This window comes from Levilactobacillus andaensis, assembly GCF_016861695.1.
GTDB lineage: Bacteria > Bacillota > Bacilli > Lactobacillales > Lactobacillaceae > Levilactobacillus > Levilactobacillus andaensis.
The window spans coordinates 1-20613 of sequence record NZ_BOLP01000003.1; the positions used below are offsets into that span (position 1 = coordinate 1).

General features: G+C 45.7%; 13 protein-coding genes and 1 pseudogene. 2 read left to right on the forward strand and 12 right to left on the reverse strand.

Features of this window, described 5'->3' with window-relative positions; translation table 11 throughout:
* The 3 genes from JUF10_RS00850 to JUF10_RS00860 all read right to left on the reverse strand — a co-directional run.
* The coding region (locus tag JUF10_RS00850) for a lectin-like domain-containing protein (RefSeq protein ID WP_203640367.1) at window positions 1–3055 on the reverse strand (3055 nt) is incomplete at its 3' end.
* Window positions 3056–4324: 1269 nt separating this feature from the next.
* Window positions 4325–6871 (reverse strand): AAA family ATPase, encoded by a 2547-nt coding sequence (locus tag JUF10_RS00855; RefSeq protein ID WP_203640368.1) that lies wholly within the window; start codon window positions 6869–6871, stop codon window positions 4325–4327.
* Window positions 6872–7092: 221 nt separating this feature from the next.
* Window positions 7093–7461 carry a hypothetical protein gene (locus JUF10_RS00860; RefSeq protein WP_203640369.1) on the reverse strand — a complete coding sequence of 123 codons (369 nt, stop codon included), beginning with the start codon at window positions 7459–7461 and terminating at the stop codon, window positions 7093–7095.
* Between JUF10_RS00860 and JUF10_RS00865 the strand changes: the two genes are divergently transcribed.
* Window positions 7433–7981, forward strand: a complete 549-nt coding sequence (locus JUF10_RS00865; RefSeq protein WP_203640370.1) for a hypothetical protein — start codon at window positions 7433–7435, stop codon at window positions 7979–7981. The genes JUF10_RS00860 and JUF10_RS00865 overlap by 29 nt on opposite strands.
* Window positions 7982–9351: 1370 nt before the next feature.
* On the opposite strand, the gene JUF10_RS00870 is transcribed toward JUF10_RS00865, so the two are convergent.
* The 9 genes and pseudogenes from JUF10_RS00870 to JUF10_RS00910 form a co-directional block, all read right to left on the reverse strand.
* The gene (locus JUF10_RS00870) at window positions 9352–9597 is read right to left on the reverse strand and encodes a hypothetical protein (protein ID WP_125691998.1); all 246 of its coding nucleotides are present in this window, start codon (window positions 9595–9597) and stop codon (window positions 9352–9354) included.
* Window positions 9598–9723: 126 nt separating this feature from the next.
* Window positions 9724–9933 (reverse strand): annotated as a pseudogene (locus tag JUF10_RS00875) (2,3-bisphosphoglycerate-dependent phosphoglycerate mutase); the annotation flags it as partial.
* Between the two features lie 223 nt (window positions 9934–10156).
* Window positions 10157–11902: a hypothetical protein gene (locus tag JUF10_RS00880; protein WP_203640371.1), complete on the reverse strand. Its 1746-nt coding sequence runs from the start codon at window positions 11900–11902 to the stop codon at window positions 10157–10159.
* Window positions 11903–12684: 782 nt separating this feature from the next.
* The gene (locus JUF10_RS00885; protein WP_203640372.1) at window positions 12685–12957 is read right to left on the reverse strand and encodes a DUF3781 domain-containing protein; all 273 of its coding nucleotides are present in this window, start codon (window positions 12955–12957) and stop codon (window positions 12685–12687) included.
* Window positions 12941–13666: a GNAT family N-acetyltransferase gene (locus JUF10_RS00890; RefSeq protein WP_236008121.1), complete on the reverse strand. Its 726-nt coding sequence runs from the start codon at window positions 13664–13666 to the stop codon at window positions 12941–12943. The genes JUF10_RS00885 and JUF10_RS00890 overlap by 17 nt, the downstream gene beginning before the upstream one ends.
* Before the next feature lie 91 nt (window positions 13667–13757).
* Window positions 13758–14450: a 2,3-diphosphoglycerate-dependent phosphoglycerate mutase gene (locus tag JUF10_RS00895; protein ID WP_203640374.1), complete on the reverse strand. Its 693-nt coding sequence runs from the start codon at window positions 14448–14450 to the stop codon at window positions 13758–13760.
* Window positions 14451–14616: 166 nt separating this feature from the next.
* Window positions 14617–15717 carry an AI-2E family transporter gene (locus JUF10_RS00900; RefSeq protein ID WP_203640375.1) on the reverse strand — a complete coding sequence of 367 codons (1101 nt, stop codon included), beginning with the start codon at window positions 15715–15717 and terminating at the stop codon, window positions 14617–14619.
* A 506-nt stretch (window positions 15718–16223) separates the two neighbouring features.
* Complete coding sequence (locus tag JUF10_RS00905; protein WP_236008122.1) at window positions 16224–17483, reverse strand: ROK family protein; 1260 nt, start codon at window positions 17481–17483, stop codon at window positions 16224–16226.
* Window positions 17484–18110: 627 nt separating this feature from the next.
* Entirely contained in the window at window positions 18111–19019 is a 909-nt protein-coding gene (locus tag JUF10_RS00910; RefSeq protein ID WP_203640376.1) for a hypothetical protein, read from the reverse strand.
* 217 nt (window positions 19020–19236) lie between these two features.
* Between JUF10_RS00910 and JUF10_RS00915 the strand changes: the two genes are divergently transcribed.
* A complete protein-coding gene (locus JUF10_RS00915; RefSeq protein ID WP_203640377.1) occupies window positions 19237–20433 on the forward strand; it encodes an SAM-dependent methyltransferase in 1197 nt (398 codons plus the stop codon).
* The last annotated feature ends 180 nt before the right edge of the window (window positions 20434–20613 follow it).

Below are 20613 nucleotides of genomic sequence, written 5' to 3' on the forward strand. Positions count from 1 at the left end.
CGCCAAAGGTATAGTTAGTATCTTTCTTCAAATCTGCTTGGGCATCTGCCGTATAACGAATCGTGTAGTCGCCGCCAGCTTGAAGTTGGTCAACGGAAACTACTTTTTCCGTAGTGTTATCGACAACTTCATAGTCCTTTTGAGCGAGTACATCGTCAGCTCCCGTTACCTTGGTACCTAAGCTTCCAGTGATTTCAGGTAAATGACCATCATTACCACCATAGATAACACTAGCATCCTGAATAGTCGGTGCCGCAGCTGCGGGAGTAATCGTGACCGTAGCAGAAACGTAAAGCCCAGCATTCGGGTTATCCGGCGTTAAGCCCTTCACGTAACTCCGCCCAGCTTCCGTCAGCTTGAAGTAGTAAACACCAACGTTTTCAGGCGTAACTGCTGTATCTGAATCCAGCGCATCAACGTAATAGAAGTTATCTGGGTTGGCAAATAGTCCTGCTAATTGTGCAGCCGTGACCGGAACAGTGCTAAATCCTGAACCAAAAGCAGCTTCCGGATTTTCCAACGACGTACCGTAAACTTGCGACCAAGACTTAAAGCTCACCATACTAGCCTGGGTTGCGGCGTTAGTCGTCGCCATATTGTTCACATCATTTGTAAAATCACTCAGTGACGTATCCATACCTTTGATGCCGGCATAAGCATCCTGACTATCTTTGACAATAGTAGCAGGGTCCGTTGAAGCCTCTGCAGCCGTCAGAGATGATACAGCATCAGAATTGGTCTTAGATAGATCATCATAAACTTTGTTGACGGAATCCAGTAAGCTCTTTGCTGCAGCCTTTTGATCAGCCGTGATGTCGGGCGAAGCCACAAATTTATCATAGATATCTTGCGCCGCGGCCTTCTCAGTATCGGCCTTAGCTTGATTGTCAGTAGCCTGTTTAATCAACTTATCTAGTTTGGCCTTAGTTGGGACCAAAATGCTCGTGCTAGCCTGAGGAGCTGAGGCATCCGTAGAATCTGTACCCACAGCATTAGCCACCGTTGACCAGTAATAGTCAGCGCTAGTAATCCCTGCAGTGGCACCATCAGTTGAAATTTGGCTATTAAGGGCATCGGTAACTGATTGGTTAGTTCCAACTTTAACAGTCGATTTAACAACTGTCTGACCATCAACGGTAGTACCACTAGCCGTATAGTAATGGGCAATTGGGTTAACAACAGGGTTGTCCCCAGTCACTGTAGTTCCTGCAGCCACGGAATTACTCATATCAACCGTTAAGTTATAGTTGACTGTTTTACCATCCGTAGGTGCAGGAATTGTAACCGTTGCTGGGGTAAATCCTGGGATTTCAACCACAGTACTCTTACCAGCAACTGCATTCACTTCTATAGGATCTAATCCTGAAATTGTATTTCCGTCTTTATCAACTGGCGTCACAGTAGCCTTATAGGTCAAACTAACCGGAACCGAAGCGCTCTGAGTCGCAGCTCCAGTAACCACATAACTGTAGTAGGCGCCATCAGATGCGGTTGCGTCATCACTAATATACTTCGTAGACGCCTGGCTCCCATCAACAACATACACATTACCGTCTGCGTCTGTTGGAACTACCGTCACCAAATTAGGATTTATTGTAGGATCTGCCGCAATGGCCCGCTGTGCAGCAGCCACCGAAGAAAATACTAAAACAGTATCCCCAATGTTAGCAGTCACATGTGCTGGTGTAGCAGTGGTAGCCGTTTCCGTTTCTAAGGGCGTTGTCGCTGGTGCCTTAAAACTAACATCGACTTGTGCCGTCTTAGGTGTGTAATTAAACGAATCAATTCTAGCCGCATAGTTGTTTGTTTGAGCACCCGTAGAAGCGGCGATTGAGATTGAATATCCAGAGGCGGTATCACTGATTTTTCGTATAAAGTCGTGTCCACCCAAGCTAACTGTTAATTCTTGAGTTGAAGCAACATAAGTCATTGTAAAGTTATTTAACGGATTGCTCTTATTCAATGTTAGGGAACTCGCCGCCACTGTCATATCGGCACCAGTATCCGCTTGTAACAATCCATATTGACTACTATCTGTTGTCCGCCAGCCAAAGTAGGCCGCTGTGCCAGGATCAGCAGCGTCACCATCATCATCGGCCTCATTATGATAATTATCATAAACAAAACCAAACGCATTCGGCAGGTTACCTAATCCTAGTTTTTGGCCTACACCACCATGAGTCGCATATGCAGGGTCGCCGGGAGCAAAGATAATTCCAACACCATCTGCTCCATCAGTTTTGTTTCCAATTCCCAAAGCCCCGGTCATTGAAAAGTCATGGCTAAAGTCGATATCGTGTTCAAAGGAAACATGAGCTGCTTGGTGACCAGTGACTTGGCCACTCTGAAGCTCACCAAATGAATTATAAAAATCGTGGGGGGTGGTGCTGGTCAGCGCAACTGAACCATCATTACCAATGGGAATATTGGATGTGTTCTTTGGAAGACCCTGCTTGCTGTTCGAATCATTGGCACTATTATTCACAAGAGTACCTTTGAAATGGTCCTTAATCTGGTCGGCTGTAAGTTTGACTGTGCCATCCGTACCATCAACCTTGCTAACATCAACCTGTTGACCGGGTGTTAATACTGGATATTGTTGTCCAGCATTTGTATCTGGTGTAACAGATGTGGATTCTACTACCGGCGTTTTAGCTGCTGGAACGTTTTGCTCTGGAGTATCAGCCGGTGCTTTTTCGGTAACTTGCTCCGATTCTACAACTGGCGTCTGCGTCGTTGCTGGTGGCGTAGTCGGTGCTGGTGTAGTTGGTGTCCCAGTCTCAGCTGGCGTTGAAGCTGCTGGCGTCACACTGTCTGAAGATTTACTCAGAGTTGAGCTCTTAGTCGCTGCTGGAACCGGCGACTGAGAAATCTCAGAAGATGGCGTTTCCGTTGCCGCGTGGACATCAACCGTTCCGGCACTTTCTGCGATAGCTACTGCGGATAAACTAACCAATAGCGTCCCAAATAAACGGGTCTTGATTTTCCAGCCCGTATGCCCCTTGTATAAAATGAAGTTTTTCTTTGTCATTTGATTTGCCGCTTTTTGTCTCAAATTTGACCTCTCCTTTTTCAACGGTGATGAACCCTCACGTGCTCAAGAACCGATTCGCCTAGTCCTGAATTCCAATCCTCAATCCCTATGTGTAATTGCCACAACACGACCCACGACAGCCAGTTAGTAAGATTACCTATCATTGGCCTGAATGCATATAAGCGTTGCAGTTAACCAGTGATAGTGTTAACGTAAGTCGATTTGTTCGTTTAAAGGAGTCCTTTTGGCTTCTTTATTATGTATCGTCCGGCTCTTTATCCACTTTTGGCATTCCGCCAAAGTTAAAAGGTTTTAGCAATTAGTCATTTGCCTACCGGATTTGCATATCAGCTTACTATATCAGACTTACAGCTAACTTTTCAAGCACAAAGCATTGGCGACCAAAACCGTTTCGTCTACCAACCTTTTCGTAGCTGTTTTAATCATAACCACATTATAAGTGTGATGGGACTAACATTCAAGGCGTTAATTCTTCGCGGACGGTAATAGTCACAAATAATCTTATATGTCACCAAAGTTTATGCAATCCGTTGCATATTATTTGTTAGTAATCGCAGTCGCGTGTTGTTCTATTGACTAAAATTCCTTCATATAGTGTTGCTGGAATTTACGACCAGATATTTTGCCGCGCCAAATTCGTATAAACCGTCCAATAAAATTTTGAAATAAAAAATGGCTATGCCTAAAAAATAAGACATAACCATCTAGAGATTCCGCTTCAATAACGCAACGATTTGGCAACCACGTCATCCAATCATTCCCCGGCCGGTACCGTTGACATGTCGAAGGCTCACGCGCTCATTATTAGCCAGCTTGGTATATTGGTGCTGGTAGTGGCTTATTATCTCCTGGTATCTCCTGGTATCTCCCGGCATCTCCCGCTATCCTCCGGTAAGACTGCTTACTAATTCACTAGAACAAGCCATGCACACAGAATTCACATAGCCACTTGCAAGGAGGCTCACACACCCTTCACGTATTGAAAGTCCAACCTGTACAGGTAAAGGGAGTCCATCATGAATAATGACCGAAAATATTAAAAAGAACGCGACTAAAACTGATGACAATCCATTTTGCCATGCCGGAATGACCTGTGCTCCTGGTTGTGGCTGTGCAAGTGCCGATGGTCTTTGCCACTGCCCAATGATTTCTGACCGCAAGTGTGCTTGTGACGGTTTCTGTGGAACACCTAAGCACTAGTGATTCAGTGCTTGATACGCAAAAAATACGGTTGGTCCCAATTCGGAACTGACCGTATTTTTTGTGCAACTAGCTTTCGTCAACCAAATGAAATTTTTCAAAATGTGCCTTCAGGTAATCCAGCGTCAAGCTCTTGGTCGTCTTGATCAACTGTTGCGGCTCACCACTAGCCATCAACCGGCCACCGGCTTGCCCACCCTTGGGGCCGAGATCAATCAGATAATCGGCGTTGGCCATCAGATCAAGGTCATGCGTGATGATGATAATTGTGGCTCCCTTGGCCTTCAGGCTGTTGATCACGCCCAGTAACGTTTGCACGTCTTGCGGATGCAGGCCGACGGAAGGTTCGTCGAAGATAAATAGGGTCTTGCTTTGCCGTTTGTTCAAGTGGCTCATGAGCTTTAGCCGTTGCGCTTCCCCACCGGACAGGCTCGGCGTGCTTTCGCCTAAATGCAGGTAGCCCAATCCCATTTCATCCAGCAATTGGAGCTGTTTCTCAATCTTAGGGACCGTTTCAAAGACGCCTAATGCCTCACGGACCGATAAGTTCAGCAGGTCGACAATGTTGTAGCCGTGCCAACGAATCTGTTGAATCTCGTCCTTATACCGCGCGCCGTGGCAGTAAGGGCAGACCTCCTCCATGTCCGGCAAATACTGAATATCTAGGGTAATGGTGCCCAGTCCGCCACACTGTTCACACGCCCCCTGCTTGTTATTGTACGAGAAGTAGGCGAGACTGAATTTCTTGGCCTTAGCTTCTGGTAAATTGGCAAACATCCGGCGCAGATTATCCATGATGGTCGTGTAGGTGGCAATCGTCGAACGGGCATTCTTCCCAATTGGCTTGGCATCCACGGACACCACGTCCTTCAAATGGGTCTCCAGGGTCGTCACCTGTTTGGGCAGGGCGGCCTTGGCATTGGCTGCCTGAATGGCTGGAACCAGACTGTCCAAGATCAAGCTCGTCTTACCAGCGCCAGAGAACCCCGTAACGGCAGTGATCTCGTTCCCAGGAATGGTCACGGCGATGTCGTGTAGATTAAAGTAATTCTGCACCTCAAACTGCGTGGTGAGCTCGTTGGCCTGCCGACTAGTGGGCACCTTGTCGTGCATGATTTTAGCCTGCCCCGAAATGTAAGGGCCGATCAGTGATTGGGAATTTTCCGTTAAGTCCTGGGGCGTGCCCTCGGCAATGATCTGACCACCGGCATCCCCCGACCCGGGACCAATCTCGATCACCCAATCGGCTGCCGCAATGATGTCGACTTCATGATCGACCACGACCAAAGAATTTCCTTGAGCAATCAGTTCTCTAAAGATACGAATGAGTCCCTTAACGTTGTCGGGATGTAACCCAATGGAAGGTTCATCCAACACGTACAGAACGCCCGTTGTCTCCGTCCGGATGGTCTTGGCTAATTGAAGCCGTTGGAGTTCTCCGGTCGACAGCGTATTGCCGTTCCGCGATAAGGTCAAATAGTCCAGCCCCAGCTCCAGCAAGGGCCGCAATGTATCCGTCAAATTTTTGAAGAGCACGTCAGCCATGGCTTTCATCTCGGCGGGCAATTCATTTTGCGCCGCGGTTTGCCACTCTGACAGTGACCCCAGGGTCAGGTCAGCCACCTCCGCAATATTTTTACCCCCAACTAATTGCGTCAAGAGTTCCGGATTCAGCCGCGTCCCATGACAGGTCGGGCACACAGAGAAGTGGAAAAATTCGTTGACCTTCTTGATGGCCCGGTCGCTCTTCACCGTCTTCAGGGAATCGTAGACTGCCTCGTGGGCGTTCTCGTAGAGTGTGTTATCGGTATGGAAAACCCGCCCGGTCGAGGTCCGAAAGTCCACGGGATACTGCTTCTTGGCCCCGTTGAGGACAATGTCTTTCTCCCGGTCGGTGAGGTCCTTGTAGGGCACGTCAATGCGCACGCCCAGCGTTTCCGCCACCGTCGGCATAAAGTTTCGGCCGGGCAAATGCCATGAGGCCACGACCCCTTCTGCCAGGCTGAGGTTCTCATCACCAATCAGTTTGTCCTCGTCTAAGGTCTGAACCGTCCCCGTCCCATGACATTCTGGGCAGGCACCACCGGAATTGAAGGCAAAGTCTTCGGCGGATTTCGCCATGAACTCGACCCCACACTCCGGACAGGTCACGATTCCCATCTTGCTGTCTGTGCCACCCGGTAGATCCATGGCCTGAGCAACTTTCAGACTGGGCGCAATCCGATGCCCGTTGGGACAAACCATCGAGCCAAGGCGTGAGAAGATGAGCCGTACAACGTTGAACAGCTCGCTCATCGACCCCACCGTTGAGCGTTCGGAAGGGACTCCCGGCCGTTGCCGCAGGGCGATAGCGGATGGAATGTGCCGCACTTCCTGGACCTGCGACCGCTTGCTTTGACCGATTCGCCGTCTGGTATAGGTCGATAGTGCCTCCAGATAACGCCGCGACCCCTCCGCATATAAAATCCCCATGGCCAGTGAACTCTTCCCGGAGCCCGAGGGACCTGAAATCGCCACAAACTGATTCAACGGAATGTCCACGTCAATATTTTTTAAATTATGGACGTTCCCACCACGTACACTAATATGTTCACGTTGTTTTTCACTCGTTGTCATACTTGCCCACCTTTGCATTTAGTTCCGTTCATGATAGTTTTCATTTTACACTGTCTTGCAACGTTACAGTCAAGTCAGGCGACCGAAAATTAGGTATTCTTCTTGGCCGGTATCCCTGTTCCGTTTACCGGGCAGTTTCATGCGAAAATCAGTCGTTAACCACGAAAAGCCGCCCCCGAAACAGAGGACGGCTCCAAATCAATAAATTATCTTACATCTGGTTATTTACTCTTGCGATACAGCTTAGCGACTCCTACCGTGCCAATCAGTAGAACCAGCCCACCAAATAGTAATGAGAGGCTAGTCGTGTCATTTAATTGCGGAATCAGTGAGTTTTGCCGACTACTCTTTGCGGACTGCGCTGCTGACTTAGCAGAGGTCACCTTGGCTGGCGCACTAATTTGGTCAGCAGATGATCCCTTTCCATAGCTAGTAGCTACTGGCTTGCTGGCAGTTTTATCCGCCTGTGACATTTCAGTTTGGTTGCCGCCATTGTCGATGACGTCACCATCTCCACCGTTCTGGTTGTTGTTGGAGCTAACTACAGGAATGTTGGCATCAGTGTCACTTGAACTGGAAGAGCTTGGCACACTGGAAGAACTCGACGGATTTGACGAACTCGTGGAGCTTGATGAGCCCGGCAAACTAGAAGAACTTGCGGAATTGGAAGAATCGGAAGAACTTACAGAGCTCGATGAATTGGAAGAGTTAGACGAGTTTGAGGAGTTGGAAGAACTTGACGAACTGGAGGAGTTCGAGGAACTTGACGAGCTAGAAGAGTTTGACGAACTCGATGAGCTTGTTGAGTTAGAAGAACTTGACGAGCTGGAAGAGTTTGATGAACTCGATGAGCTTGATGAGTCGGAAGAACTTGACGAACTGGAGGAGTTCGATGAGCTTGATGAACTCGATGAGTTCGAGGAACTTGACGAGCTGGAAGAGTTCGAGGAACTTGACGAGCTGGAGGAGTTCGATGAGCTTGATGAACTCGATGAGTCGGAAGAACTTGACGAGCTAGAAGAACTCGAGGAGCTTGACGAACTTTCATCAGAGCCTTTAACAATAAGTTTTGTGGCTGCAGTTATCGGTGCATACTGCGTGCCAAATTGATCAGTGTAGTTGTAGCTGTATTGAATCGTATATTGGCCCGGTGTTTTGAAATTTTGTGCAGCTAAATCGTCTAAGGAAACCAATTGGTGTTGATCATTTAAAACAGTAACTTGAACTGTCATGTCGGTATCGTCCGGCTTATTCGTAACTTCAGCATCGCCAAACTTAATCTTGCCGTCGCTATGATTAGCATCTGTAACGGCCACGTTTTGGGTGAGATCAATTGGCGTATTCGTATCAGCTTCAACTGCGGACGATGCGGTCACATCTGGCGTAGCGAGAACTTGCCATTTTTCATTAGCCTCAACGGATGACTTCACCGCCAGCGTATCCGCCAACTCATTGGAGATGTTTTCCACGTAGTTTACTTGATAGGCACCTGGCGCTGCGGTAATGCGTTGATTCTGCTCTCCTAAAACGGTCGCCCCATTATTTGTAATGGTGCCCCCGTCATTGTCAAACGTGGTTTCGTTTAAATAAGAGTTGCCTGTCCAAGCCTGCTTAATCCAAGGGTCTTGAATAACGTCGTAATCATCGCTAATAAATTGACCACCTTGGTAAATCGTAAACGGCCCGGTTTCTTTAATCGTCGGCTGCGGATACACTAAAATTGGTATCTGAGCCTGTAATAATTCCCAGTCGCCATAATTGTGAAAAAGCTTGACTGAATAAGGTTCCGCTAGGTTGTTGCCTGCTAAGCTAAACGCATCTTGAGCATAAGATATTCCCCAGGGAAAAATGTTACTACTTAACGTATTTGCCCCCGGTTTGTGGATTGTGTTGATTGTTTCACCGGTTGCACTCAATCCCGAAAGTGTGTCATTGGTAAACATTCTAATGGGTTGTTTCAAGACCCATGCTGAAGTCGAACTTATGTCGTTGTTACCTGTATAATCATCTAATTTATAATCACCCGGCGCAATTAATTGTAATTCCTCACCATTTTTCCAAGCGTGAGTCAGTACTTGGGCATGGCCTGTTGTCAGTGATAGCGCCGATAATGTCAGAATAGAAATTGTTGCTGTGATTGCTTTTTGATAAAATTTCATGATGCTAGCTCCCCTCGTGCTTAAAACCTGCTTCCCTCTTTTTGATTAGGAAAGCGCTTTCTCAACTTAATTTAATCATATACTTTTGTGTGGGAATAATCAATCATACAATTAAACACTTACAGCTACTATTTGTTTGAACACTAAATTAACTATTGATATTATTGCAATGTGCTATTATTTGGCGAAATTACTTTTGCAGTAGCCAAAATAGATAACTGCTATGGGGAAACCGTGTGGAAACACGCTTACGACATCTCACAAATTTTACAAAAAAAGTGGTTAGCTCCATTGATAAGAGCTAACCACCTCAAATTTTTTCTATTCAGCCTTTTCCGTCACAAACACATGCTTGTCATCCAACACATACTGGAACTCAACGGCGTTCAGCATCAAACTTGCCCGGAACAACGCCTTGATACCCTGTTCATTGCTCATGACCACAAAGAATTCCCGATCAGTGCCACTGACACGTTGAAAACTTTCGTATTCGCCAGTGAAACCCTCTTTGCGGAATAAACCGATAATCTTCATCTTTTCAAGTTGTGTTACTTCTTTGTCTGCCAAATTCAATCTCTTTTCTCTATACTAAATTTTCGGTCAACAGCGACCCCTCTAGTGACCGCTAGTGACAATTTTTCCCACGAAAAAGCCGCCCCCCATGTGCGAGGCGGCTCCGAGTCAATCAGATAATTACTTGCCCAACTTCGTCTTGTTAGTCATGTTGAACTTGTCATCGAAGTCGTAGACAACTGGTTCACCAGTAGCCATTTCGAGGTCCATGATATCATCGTCGGAGATCCGTTCGATGTACTTGCTTAAGGCATGTAATGAGTTACCGTGAGCGGCGATGATAATATTCTTGCCGTCAAGTAACTTAGGTGCGATTTGGTCTTCCCAGAAAGTACCAAAAATCGTATGACCTAGTAGGTCTTCCCAATTTCACGCGGTTAGTTACCAGTTGGTGATAACATAATTCTATCAATCAAGTATTTAAACACAAGCACTTAACGTAAGGTTAAAGTGTTTGTTAAAAAATACTATCCCTAATTATTTTTGACAAATTTTGTAGAATCTAAGTTACTTGTTCTAATATTATTGCCATAAATTTCAGACTTATATAGTGCTAATCCAGCATTTGTTTCAAATCATCGTCAACAAAATCAAAAATAGGATACTTGGGCAGACTCTCTTTTTCAACTTCATCTAACTTATTCCAATCGGTCAAAATATCATCGTTTGACACACCTAATAATAATTTAGCTGCAAAACGTTCTCTTAATTCTCCAGTCTCTGAAATTTTAATTAATTTTACCATTTCTGAATAGTCAATCTTATCACGCCTTAAGAGAGCCTGCATGTAGTTTAAAAATGAAACATTACCTGATGAATCGTACTCAAATGTTGTCTTAGTTATATAGATAGCCAGATCCCTCAACGATTCTCTTCCTGTTTTTTTGTAAGCCCGTAACAATCTAAAACTGTAATCATTTGCATACTTTGCCTCAACTTCAGATTTAATCCCGTTATCTTCGAACCACTTTTGTACCAACTTAGGATTGTAATCACCAATACTTTCAATTGGGTCGTCTCCATAAGTATACGGATTCATTTTGAATTTTATACCTCCATGACTATAAACCATCGAAAGAGAATCAGCCGTCTCCTGCTGAAAAACACTTCGTATTATTACTTTCTTATCCTGACTTTCCACCGGAATAATCATAAGATAGTAAATCTTTTCGGCTACTTCAACTCTATATACACCACGTTCATTTTTTTTAGGATGCTTATATTTGTGTATCACTGCATTCAGAAACTTATTAATATCTACAGAAGGATTTTTCATGAAGAATGGAAGATGCGTATCTCTCTCTAATACTCGAATAATTCTAAGCTTTTCCTGAAGCTTAAGCATTGTATCGCGTAGACTCACAACCTTTGGATCATCCTTACTCCATCCAAAGGTTTCTTTCTTACCATTCCAGAAAAAGTCACCACCAGTATTCAAAAATCCTATTAACGTATTTGTATTTGCAACTTGTGTTGAAAACTCGTCCGAATCATTAAAAGTTATGGTAACTTTATTATCCTTCACAATAATCTGGATTTTATTATCCAAACCAGTATTAATTTCCAAGTACCCTTTACGACCTCTAATTTTAGAGACGAATTCTTCAGTACTTCCTTCAAATCTAATTTTAGCCGATTGCAACCCATACACCTCTACAGTGTCTGGATCAATCGTTGAATAAGGAACGGGTGTACCATCAACTACCTCATACATTGTAACCTCTGATCGAGTTAAAACGTCTTCAAGATTTTCATCTCCATACGCTCTTAATTGTAATTGTTTAGGTCTGTCACCTGATTTAACTTTAATCGTTGTTCCTTGTCTTTCTATTTGATCAGCCGACCTATACAACTGAAGAAGCGCTGCATGATCGTCTTCCGGAAATTTGTATACTCGGATACTCTTAGTCTTTTTTCCATGCATGTTTCTAAGAATTCTTTCAACAACCAGCTTCGATAGTTCTCGAAAATAGATTTTATTCTTAGTGTAATCATTATCTACATAAACGACAAAAAGAAACAAACCACCATATCTTCTAATTCCGTCTAACATTTTATAAGATGCTGAATATTTTCTATCACCTTTAAAAACTATAGTTGTTCCCTTAACCTGAACTGGTAGTCTTCCATCAAGATCTTTCACAGCAAATTCTGCTTTGTTATCAGAACTATATAAAAAGACCGCACCGTCTTCTACCGGAGTCTTATCATTAAAATCAATATCAGATTCAACATGCATTCTTCCCAATTTATTATCTAGTGATCCAATTGCACTCTTTTCAATTATCTTTTTGTTCATAATAAGACATCTCTCCTTACTCACAATGACTACTCATGTTCTGTTTCTTCAAGAATAGATAAAAAATTATTTATTAGTAAAATCATCTATGCATGTTTCATATGGCCATATTTATAGAAAGCATGTTGACCTGTATCTTTAAAATAAAATTCATTTTCATCAAATAAACCATCTTACTGTATACTATTGATCATCGCTCCAAGAAATTGAACGTTACTCGTATACTGATAGCCTGTTAATAAACCCATTACGAGATAAGTAATCGACAGCACCACAAATTGTGCCAACTACTTTTCTTCTTCAGATAGGTTCGAATTGTCGCTGTTAATTTTGGATAATTTTGCTATGGCGAATTTTATAATCAAGAATTGCCACCATCAAGATTAAGAGATCTACATCTTGAGAAAGTTTTCGAACCTTTCATCGACTTGCGTCTTAAACCCACCACTCGAGGCAATTACAGTGTCACAGAAGCTGGAATTACCTGCCAATCACCCTTCTGATTAAGCTGACTGGCTAGATAGGTCCTTTCCAATTTGCATATTAATCACACATAAAAATATAGCTTTTCTCATTACGCATATTTTCTCCAACCTTAGTAATCTCAGGCAATTACTCATCAATTAACTTAAATAATACATCTTACACCACGGTTCATCAAACGTAGGTTCCCATCAAAAGTTGCAACTAGTCTCTGCCACAAACTATTCTGTGAGGGACTTTCACAACCCAAACAAAAAAACTGTCAGTCCCTCCGATTGGGTCTGACAGTATCTTCATTTCTATTCAGTTACGCGGTTCACAGTGATCAAACGGTAATTAAATGAATTAATCACTAACTGTACCTGACGAGGCTGGTTAGTCACATAGTAGTTCTTCCCACGCTTCTCGATGCTAGTAGCACTATCATCCAACACCAAAACGACTAGCCCTTCTACCTCTGCCTGCGACAGGTCAACTGACAGCTTCTTATTCACCCGCTGATACACCAGCTCGGTATAACAGACATGGTCTATAATCTGCGCCAGCAACTCGCGACTAGCTAGCTTCGTCATCCTTCATCACAAACGTATGCTTGTCATCCAACACATACTGGAACTCTACAGCGTTCAACATCAAGCTTGCCCGGAACAAAGCCTTGATGCCCTGTTCATTACTCATGACCACAAAAAATTCCCGATCAGTGCCACTGACCCGTTGGAAACTTTCGTACTCGCCAGTGAAACCCTCTTTGCGGAATAAACCGATAATCTTCATCTTTTCAAGTTGCGTTACTTCTTTATCTGCCAAGTTCAATCTCTTTTCTCTTCTGTTTTTTTTCATTGTAAAATTAATCAGCGAAATCTCATTTCGAACCACCACGTTCTGTTTGGTCACGTGAAAGCCTTGCGCTTCAAAGAACGGGCGCGCCGTAATCGAAGCATCAGTCGTATACACAGCCATCGGGACGGCCTGCATTAGCGTCGTCACTAGCTTCGTGGCAATCCCCTCGCCTTGATGATCAGCACTAACATACAGTCGGTCCAAGTACCCCGTTGCCGCCATATCCGCAAAGCCAACCACTGTATTTCCCAGCCACGCCAAATAAGTTTGGTGCTGCAACAAGGAAGCCTGCCATTTTGCCCGAACATCATCGGTAACTGGCCCTAGCCACGCTGCAATCTGCTCTGGCGAATATTCACGGCAATTAACCCTGGTCACCGTCTCCCGAAAGAGACACAACACCGAATCCAAATCATCTGCGCAATATGCCTTCAAATCCACCAAGTTTACACCCGACTTTCGCCCAACTAGTGACAATTTTTCCCACGAAAAAGCCGCCCCCCATGTGCGAGGCGGCTCCGAGTCAGAAGGACTACTTGCCCATCTTCGTCTTGCTAGTCATGTTTAATTTGTCATCGAAGTCGTAGACAACTGGTTCACCAGTAGCCATTTCGAGGTCCATGATGTCATCGTCGGAGATCCGTTCGATGTACTTGCTTAAGGCACGTAATGAGTTACCGTGGGCAGCGATGATAACGTTCTTGCCGTCAAGTAACTTAGGTGCGATTTGGTCTTCCCAGAATGGCATAACACGTTCCAGGGTAACCTTCAAGTTTTCACCACCGGGTACGATGTTAGGGTCCAAGTTAGCGTAACGTGGGTCCTTAACAGCTGAACCTTCAGCGTCTGCATCCAAAAGTGGAGGCAAAACGTCGTATGAACGACGCCAGATGTGAACTTGGTCGTCACCGTACTTTTCAGCGGTTTCCTTCTTGTTCAAACCTTGTAAAGCGCCGTAGTGACGTTCATTCAAACGCCAAGTCTTGGTTTCTGGAATCCAGAGTTGGTCTGATTCTTCCAAAACGTAGTGTAACGTCTTGATTGCCCGCTTCAGAACTGACGTGTAAGCGTAATCGAACTTCAAGCCAGATTCCTTGATCTTTTGACCAGCAGCCTTGGCTTCTTCAACACCCTTTTCGCTTAAGTCAACGTCAACCCAGCCAGTGAACTTGTTTGCTAAGTTCCATTCACTTTGGCCGTGGCGAATCAATACTAATTTTGCCATCACTGATAACCTCTTTCTGTCGTAGAATACCTTGTCATTTTACACCATCTGCGGGTAAATTTCAGCTCAATTGTGCGGTTCTTTACATGTAACCGTTTTCTTCTGTGAAGACTCCCATTTAAAACTCAAAAACGGCCTAACCGCATTGGCTAAGTCGTTTCGTTGATTACTCGTCTTTTTCGTCGTTTTGACCGTGTTTCTTGCGGTATTCCCGTAGTTTCTGGAGCTTCTGCACATCCACGTGTGGTGCCGGATGCAGGCCATGGACCGGCCGGACGCCCAGAATGTCCAGGAAGAACGTGAAGATCGGTACCCCGACAATCAAGCCCCAGACGCCAAATAACTGCTCGCCCGCCAGTAAGACCACGAACGTATAGAAAATCGGCAATTCTGTGCGGCTCGCCATAAATTTCGGATTGAGCACGTACGCTTCCAGCGCGTGGACCACCACGATCATAATCAAAATGTAGATGACGTAACGCAGGCCGCCGACCGAGTATCCCAGAATGGCTAACGGGATGATCGACACGATGACCCCGGCCACCGGAATCAGGCTCAGCACGAAAATCATGATGGCCAGCGTTGCCAATTGTGGCATCCCCATAATCGCCAGCACAATCGTCGTAATGACCGTGTTGCACAGCGCGATGAAGAATTGCGCCTCCAACACGACCCCAAACGTGTTTACAAATTTCGTGGCAAAGAAACTCACATCGGAGAAGAACCAACCATAGGTGCTGGTCAGGAACCGCTTGGAGAACTCGCCCATCTGCTTGCTTTCAATGGTGAAGAAGAAACTCAAGATCATCGACATGAACAGCGTGACCCCAAACGACCCAATCGTCGAAATGTAGGTCAGCACTAATTTCGCCCCGTTTTGCAGCTGGCTCACAATATCTGACGTCTTGATATAGTTGGTGACGTAACTAATGACCTCGTTGCCATCATTTGCCGGATTCTGATAAAACTTGTACAGACTTTCAATCCCGCTGATCGACGACTTTAAAATCTGCGGCAAATACGTCGTCACTGCACCATACAGGAGGCCCAGAATCAGAATGTACGTGACCGCCACAATCAGCGTCGGTGGCAATTTCACATACTTTCGAATCCCCTTAACCAATTGCAGGACTAAAAATGTAAAGATAAACGTCAACAGAATCATGTTCATTTCGGCTCGAATCAGCCACAACACGAAGATAATCAGCGCCAACACGGTAAAGCGTCGGAGCTGAACATTTTCAACAAAGCGTTGCCATAAACTCACTTGTGAATCTCCCCCATCCAATTATCTCAACAATAGCTTTATTATACCCTATGCCGCCCGTTTTCCTTAGTGTTTTCATCGGGCAGTTAAATATAAGCTTGTATTAGATTGCCGCGCTCCGGCTGCCAGGGATTACGCCTGCTGTGGGGACGCTTCAGACTGGAAATACACCAGTCTTCTCGCTCGCTTTTAAGCCGCAAAAAGCGCGTCTTAAAAGTCGCCCATATTGGTAGCTGTAAGCTACCAATATTACCACGGCTGGCTCCATCCCTGTCCTCCTCCGGCTCTGACTGTGCTCTTGTCACTACAACCGCTGAAAGACTTGTGTACTATGCGTCCTTGAATTCCAGCCGATAACAACTTTTATGGTTATAATTACCCGCGAACACCATGTAATGGTATGAGCTCAGACGCGCTGTTCGCACCATTTCATATCCGGCAACCGGCAAGGCGCAACATAAGAACAAAAAAGAACCCAGCCACCGCCAGGTTCTCCGCATGTTTGACTATGATTCCACTCCCTCTAAAATTGCCGACCGCTGATTGCCGAATGTCAGCTGTAAGTCGTCCAGTCCCAGGGCCTTGTGGATAATGGCCGAAGCCCCACCCATCAAGGATGCTTCCTTCGAATTCTTCGTTAAGAGCAGGGGTGCTTTCCGCAAAATGGCCATTTGGCTCACGTAGTCGCGGACCTTGTCCATCAGTTCAGGCAACAGCTCCAGGATTGGCGCGTTGACCACGATGGCATCCGGCGCGAAGGTGTTGGAGAGATTGCCCAACACTTTAGCCAAATAGTACGTAAATTCATCCAAAATGGACAATAATTCTGGTCGGTGGCCTAAATAGTCCCGGCGAATTCTGTTGACGTCCACGCGATCTAGCTTTTGATAGGCCATGATCCGCTGGAGTACCGGTCCCTCAGCCACATAATGATTGACTGTCTCGACATTTTCCTCACGGTAGCGGTCAGCCATTGGACAAGTTCCAATGTTACCCGCTTCACCGTTATGCCCGCGGTACAGGTGTTCTTCCGTAATGATTCCGGCTGAGACTTGGTCGCGAATCGTTACAGAAATGAGGTTCTTATAGACCCCTTCACCCGCAAAATCCCGTTCGTAAATGGCGGATTCATTTGCTAAATTTTCCAAGACAACTGGAACTTGGAACTTGTCGCTAAAGTACTTTGCGAGATCAAAGTTCTTAAAGCCTTTCAGTGAGGCGGCTAGAATCTGATTTTCATAAATGACACCGTCTAGTCCAAAGGCAATTCCCAGCAGCCGTGATTCACTGGCCGCCATGGTATTGGCGATTCGTTCGTCGATCATGTCGAGCACCGTCGCGAGATCCACATCACGGGTCGACACACTCTCATAATTTTCCGACCGGCCGTCCAAGCGACTTGTCACGATTGAAAACCGTGACCGTAAAATGTTGATACTGATGACATAGCCATACCCCACGTTTAGCAATGCCATTACTGGTTTCCGCCCACCGTTACGTGTGCTGACACCGTGACCAACCTCACGGATCAGCCCTTCATGCAGTAACTGGCTATAAATATCGGAAACCGTTACCTTGTTCAAACTCAAGTTACGCGAAATCTGACTACGCGAAATGGGTCCGGCGTTGACAATCTGCTGTAAAACTTGTTTCTCATTGGTTGTACGCATAATGTGTTTGTTGATAATCATAATTTTCTTGGTAACGCCACGCCCCCAACAGCTTCGTGGTGATTCGGGAATCAAATCAGTTTTAGGTCGCCCCATCCCCCAAGATTGGTGCTCACCCGCCATCAGGAAGGCTGCGTTACCTGACCCCCCTTAGTAGAAATTCTGATTCTACTTATATAGTAAATCACCCTTACCAATTTGGGATAAATAATGACTCGCGTATTTTTTAGCCGTTTTTAGCCCGAATTTTCGGGAAATCGTTGCTATTAGTGGCTTTCTCCCGTCAAAATCATACACATACCAATTAATTTTCTTGTTAAGATTATTAATCTATTTGTTTGCTGACTTTACCTTCGTGTCAAATTTTGTGACCATTTCGTTCAATATGGTTAGTTCGCCTTCCTAATTACAACTTTAGCTGGACTTTTAGGGGTGATTTATGTTGCGGGCAATCATCTTTTAAGTATAGGTCTATGTGTAAATTGGCCGCACTCCGGATTCCAGGGATTCCGCCGGCTGTGATTTTTTTCCATGACAGCTGTTGTAAAACATAGGTATCCTCATTTCCCGCTGGCATAAGTGGAGGAGCGTTGTAGTAGCATGCTCTCCACAAACAGACTATTCAGTTTAGAAAAACTATCGTTGAACTACCCCCACACTTAAAATTTCCGAATAAAAAAGGCAAGCCCACCTGCTCAGCGAACTTGCCTTTCCTTTATATTACTATTTCAAATATTGTGCCGTGTACTTCGTCAGTGACATGTCCTTTTTGTTAGCCTGTTGGATGGCAACTCGAACGTCTTGGTCACTCATGGCGTCGGCTTGGCCACCGGCGGCGTTGATTGTCTTACGTGCATTGTTGATCTGCGCGGCCGTAATCGTCTTACCGTTCAGTTCTTGTTGGCTCTGCGTAACCGTGTACTCGTTACTTCCAGAGTAGGCGCTAGCCGCGGACTGTTCGGAAGACGTCAGTGATGCACTGGAACTACCGCTGGTTGCGTTGCTGCTGGAGTCATCGCTACTGCTACTACTCGTCGATGAATCACTGCTGCTGGCTTCCGTAACTGAACTAGCTTGGCCGGCGTTATTGGCCTTCCGTAATGCCAATGCTTGATCATAAAGACCCTTGTAGTAGACTTCGCGGAACTTCGCGTTCGTAAAGAGTTCATCCAGCGTCGTGTTGGATTGCCCGTAGTTCAGCGCCTTGTTTTGCCCTTGCGCCTTCGTCAGGATCTTCTTGAACTGCTTGTAATTGGCCCGAATCAACTTGACCTTCTTGACTTGTTTCGTTGCCCGCGTGACTAAGACGCTGGACCCGCCAGTCGTGTCCTTGACTGCTTGGTAGTGCTTTTGAGCAACCGTAAAGTGCCGCGCATCCAGTGCATTTTCACCGGAAACGTAGCGTTGCGTCTGCGTTAAGTACGTCTGCGCCGTTTTATCGTTCAATTGCCGTTTCAAAGCATTCTGAAAATAACTTTCGGCTTGTGTGTAATGTTTACTTTCAATGGCAGTACGCCCGTTGGCCATTGCCGCTTGGTACTCTTTGGTTGTCGCGTGGTGATTTGAATACGCGTAACCACCAATCAGCAGTGCCACAACGATTGTTGCCACGACCCATACCCATTTTTTCAAAGTGAAAGACCCCCACTGGTTAATTGTAGGTACATTATACCATGCCTCATCACGGAATCGGCGATTTTAGCCACAGGGAATCGGCCAAAGGAAATGTTAAGCGTTTACATCAAAACCTCTTCTTACACTATCTCCCCTAGGAGGCGTATAATGGCTGAGTATAATTCGTTTTCTTTGTGTCCAAAATTTAATAAGAAAACCGGAAAGGACTCCTGACATGCTTGAAAAAACATTTTACAAAACGTTTCTAAGCCATACCTTCAACATCCCCGTCCGAGTTAACTACTGGGACGGCAGTAGCGATGTTTATGGGACTGGCACTCCCGAGATTACCATCACCATTCACGAGGCCATTCCGGTCAAGGAAATCTCCCGCAACGCGTCTATTGCGCTGGGAGAAGCCATTATGGATGGCAAAATCGAAATCGATGGCAGCATTGAAGACTTACTGACGGCCGCTTACGAAAACGCCGACAGTTTCTTCCACAACAAGAAGTTCATCAACTTCCTGCCAAAGCAAAAGCACACGGAAAAGGAAAGCAAGACCGATGTGCAAAACCATTACGATATTGGGAATAACTTCTACAATCTGTGGTTGGACGACACCATGACTTACTCCTGTGCCTACTTTGAAACGCCTGAAGATGACCTTTACACGGCACAAATGAACAAGGTTCACCATATCATTAAGAAGCTTAACCCCCAACCTGGGAAGACCCTCTTAGATATTGGCTGTGGCTGGGGTACTTTGATGCTGACGGCGGCAAAGGAATACGACCTGCACGTGACAGGGATCACGTTAAGTCAGGAACAGTACGACTACGTCAACCAGAAGATCAAGGACGAAGGTCTCGAAGACGTCGCCGAAGTTCGCTTGGAAGACTACCGTGAACTCGGTAACGAACAATGGGATTACATCACGTCCGTTGGGATGTTCGAACACGTTGGTCAAGAAAACTTAGGCCAATACTTCGAATGCGTTCAAAAGTACTTGATGAACGACGGGGTCGCTTTGATTCACGGAATCACCCGGCAACAGGGTGGTGCCAACAACGGCTGGCTCAACAAGTGGATCTTCCCCGGTGGCTACGTACCCGGCTTGATTGAAAACACCACGCACATCATCGAAAGCGGTCTGCAGATTGACGACATGGAACCTCTTCGTCGTCACTACCAAAAGACCGTTGAAATTTGGGACAAGAATTTCAACGAACACCGCGATGAAGTGACCAAGATGTTCGATGACCGGTTCGTCCGCATGTGGGATCTTTATTTACAAGCTTGCGCAGCGTCCTTCAAATCTGGTAATATTGACGTGATTCAGTATTTGATTTCTAAGGGCCCTTCAGCCCGGATGTTGCCAATGACTCGTGACTACATGTACACGGACAGTCATGCTGAGGTAACCAACTAATTCAAATGAAGTCGAGCGACCGCGGATTGCTCGACGAGAAAAGCACCAACTGACGGATTGATCACCGTTGGTTGGTGCTTTTTTTGCGTTGGATAAACATTGGTTAGAGATGGCCGCGCTCCGGCTGCCAGGGATTACGCCTGCTGTGGGGACGCTTCAGCCAAAAGGCGGGCTTCTCGC